Origin of the sequence: Pseudoalteromonas sp. TB64 (genome assembly GCF_000498095.1) — a bacterium.
GTDB lineage: Bacteria > Pseudomonadota > Gammaproteobacteria > Enterobacterales > Alteromonadaceae > Pseudoalteromonas.
Genome location: NZ_AUTQ01000091.1, coordinates 1 through 2,764, shown reverse-complemented (window position 1 = coordinate 2,764; position 2,764 = coordinate 1). Strand labels below are relative to the sequence as shown.

The 2,764-nt window shown below is 35.6% G+C and carries 4 protein-coding genes and 1 pseudogene; 2 read left to right on the top strand and 3 right to left on the bottom strand.

Annotated elements, in window-relative coordinates; translation table 11 throughout:
- The coding region (locus L647_RS0106205) for an ISAs1 family transposase (RefSeq protein ID WP_024610393.1) at window positions 1–1,059 on the top strand (1,059 nt) is incomplete at its 5' end.
- Window positions 1,060–1,066: 7 nt separating this feature from the next.
- Here L647_RS0106205 and L647_RS0106200 read toward each other — a convergent pair.
- Together L647_RS0106200 and L647_RS0106195 are read right to left on the bottom strand one after the other, a co-directional pair.
- Entirely contained in the window at window positions 1,067–1,327 is a 261-nt protein-coding gene (locus L647_RS0106200; protein WP_024610392.1) for a hypothetical protein, read from the bottom strand.
- 224 nt (window positions 1,328–1,551) lie between these two features.
- Window positions 1,552–1,869: a hypothetical protein gene (locus L647_RS0106195; RefSeq protein WP_024610391.1), complete on the bottom strand. Its 318-nt coding sequence runs from the start codon at window positions 1,867–1,869 to the stop codon at window positions 1,552–1,554.
- Window positions 1,870–2,088: 219 nt separating this feature from the next.
- Here L647_RS0106195 and L647_RS0106190 point away from each other — a divergent pair, with 219 nt between their 5' ends.
- Window positions 2,089–2,328, top strand: coding sequence for an RNA recognition motif containing protein (locus tag L647_RS0106190; protein ID WP_024610390.1), 240 nt, complete (start codon window positions 2,089–2,091; stop codon window positions 2,326–2,328).
- A gap of 50 nt (window positions 2,329–2,378) precedes the next feature.
- On the opposite strand, the pseudogene L647_RS0106185 reads toward L647_RS0106190, so the two are convergent.
- A pseudogene (locus tag L647_RS0106185) lies at window positions 2,379–2,764 on the bottom strand (IS4 family transposase); the annotation flags it as partial.

Here is a 2,764-nt window from a genome sequence, read left to right as displayed (position 1 = left end):
AAAGTGGTTCATAAACTATTTGATATCATATTCTTAGCCGTCAGCGCTGTTGTGTCTGGATGCCAAGGCTGGGAAGATATTGAAGATTTTGGTCATGATAGATTAGATTGGCTCAGGAAATATGTTCCCCTAGAGCAAGGTATTCCTCGTCATGACACAATTGCCCGCGTACTAAGCCGTATCGATATGACGCAATTTCAAGATTCTTTTTCTTCTTGGATGAAAGCATGCACTAAGTTAACCCAGGGCGATGTCGTAGCTATTGATGGTAAATGCTTAAAAGGCTCATTTAATCAGTCAGATAGGCGCGATGCACTTTATATGGTCAGTGCGTTTTCATGCGAAAATGGTGTCGTTTTAGCGCAATGTCCTGTTGATAAAAAGTCGAATGAAATAACAGCGTTACCAACACTTCTTGAGTTACTTGAGATAAAAGGGTGCTTAGTCACAATTGACGCCATGGGGTGTCAAAAATCAATTGCAGAAAAAATAGTGAGCAAAGAAGCTAATTACCTTCTTGCAGTGAAGGCAAATCATAAAGGACTCCTGTCGCAAATAGAGGGGGCTTTATTACCGGAGATAACACGACAAGCGTCTGAAGGGATTTTGTTTAATGAAGCAGATTATCAAAAAAACAGAGAGGAGTTTAGGTGTTGTGCAGTGCGTCATGATGTAAGTGATTTATCAGAAACGATACACTGGGAAGGTGCAAAGACGGTGGGTGTTATTGTTTCCTACAGAAAGGAAAAAGGTAAAGTAAGCAATGAGTTATGTTATAGGTACTATATCAGTTCAGCATATTTAACGGCGGAAGAATTGGCAAGGTCAGCGCGGCAACATTGGCAAATAGAGAACGGATTACATTGGCGTTTAGACGTAGGATTTAAAGAAGATGAGTGCCGAATTAGGCGCGAAGGTGCAGCGCCAGTATTTGCAGGGCTGAGGCATATCGCATTTAATCAATTAAAGGCTGAAACCAGTTTTAGTAAAGGTATGCCAGCAAAGCAGAAGAAAGCGATGCGCAGTACAGCTTATCTTGAAAAGGTATTGAATTTATAGTGTTTTTTCATACTCTTGCCCTGATAAAAACAGTAAAAATAACAATAATCAAAAAATATAATAGTGTTAATAAAATTGCCATAAAAGCAGGAACATGAGGATGGCTTTGCACTATAACTTCAATAAATATGCCTGATAAAATACAGATGGGTAAACCATATTTAAATATAGATTTAATTGTCATTTTTTTCATAACGCTAAATACGACATAAAGAAGAGGTATTAATAATGCAAGTATAGGTGTCCATGAGCTTTCTAACATATCCATAATGTAAACTCTATTTTGATTAAGTATGTCAATTTATTTGGGGTAATACAGTTGTGTAAATCACAGAGTAGTTATTCTGTATGTACCACAATGACAGGTAAGAATATTAATTTAATTATTAGCAAAGCTTTAATTATCTAGAATGACTAATATTCTAGATAATTAGTATTTTGCGTATTTACATTCTAAAAAGATATTTTTGTTTTTAAAATCATAAAATTAAGCTAAACATTCTCTTCATACTCAAATTGCACTTTAAAATTCCAAGAATCATCTTCTACAAAAAAATCTATAAAAGCCTCGGTCCATGTATCGCCATTTTGCCTCATTGTTACATACAGTTGTTCAGCAAGCTGTCTAAGAGAATCACTTATATTTGCAGAGTCAGGTGAATCAGAGTTTTTTAATTTATAATTGATAGCTCTACCATCACAATCAATTGACAATCGACCTTTTTCCCATGAGTCTGGTGAGCAGTTAATACTTTCAGATACCAGTTCATTTATTACAGGGTTATAAATATCAAACTTATTCTCAGTCATGAATAATCCTTATTTACCGAGTGAATTTTACAGGTTTGTTATTCTTGTTTTTACACAAAAATTAATAGTAGAAATATATCCGCTAACTTCATACTAACGTATGTATTCATCGCAGTCGATATACGCTCAATAAAATGAATTTACCCTTTTTAAAATAAAATTAGGTTAAACCCGAGTTACTTGAGATAATTAGTACTGACATAATTATTTAGGTTCATTATGAAACTATTAGTTCGTAACTTGTCTCGTGCTACAACTGAGCATGAGCTTCGTACTTTATTTGCAGAGCACGGTAAAGTGACTACCTGTAACTTAGTACTTGATAAAGAAACTGGCCAATCAAAAGGTTTTGCTTTTGTAGAAATGCCAAACGACATAGAAGTTAAAGGCGCTATTGCAGCTCTTAACCAAGCTACTGTTGATAAAAGCAAGATCCGCGTAAAATTAGCAGATGCTTAAGTAATAACTCATTACTTAAAATTAAAAAACCAGCTTATGCTTAATGCCAGTCAGTTAACAGCTGACTGGCGTTTTTTATTGGGGTATTTACTGGGTTTTGGTTTCACACACCTCGGATACGCCCGCTCCCGTTTTATCGGCAATATGTGATGTTCAACTTGAGCTTGTAATTGCTCTATTGATTTAGGTATCCGTCCTGCATTTTCTATAAACATTGTATGAATAAGGTTAATAATACTAATAGCACACGTCGTAAAACTCAGGTGTTTTGCATATATTCCAGACTTTTTCTGCGCCATTTTCACCATCTGGTATCGGAGCAAGTTATAGCTCAACATTACGCCCCATAATTCTTGCGCTATCATCTCAGGTTTCTTGCTGCGTAGCGTGAAGTGACTATTTAGTAAGGTTTGTTTCATTTCTCGATAACCAAGTT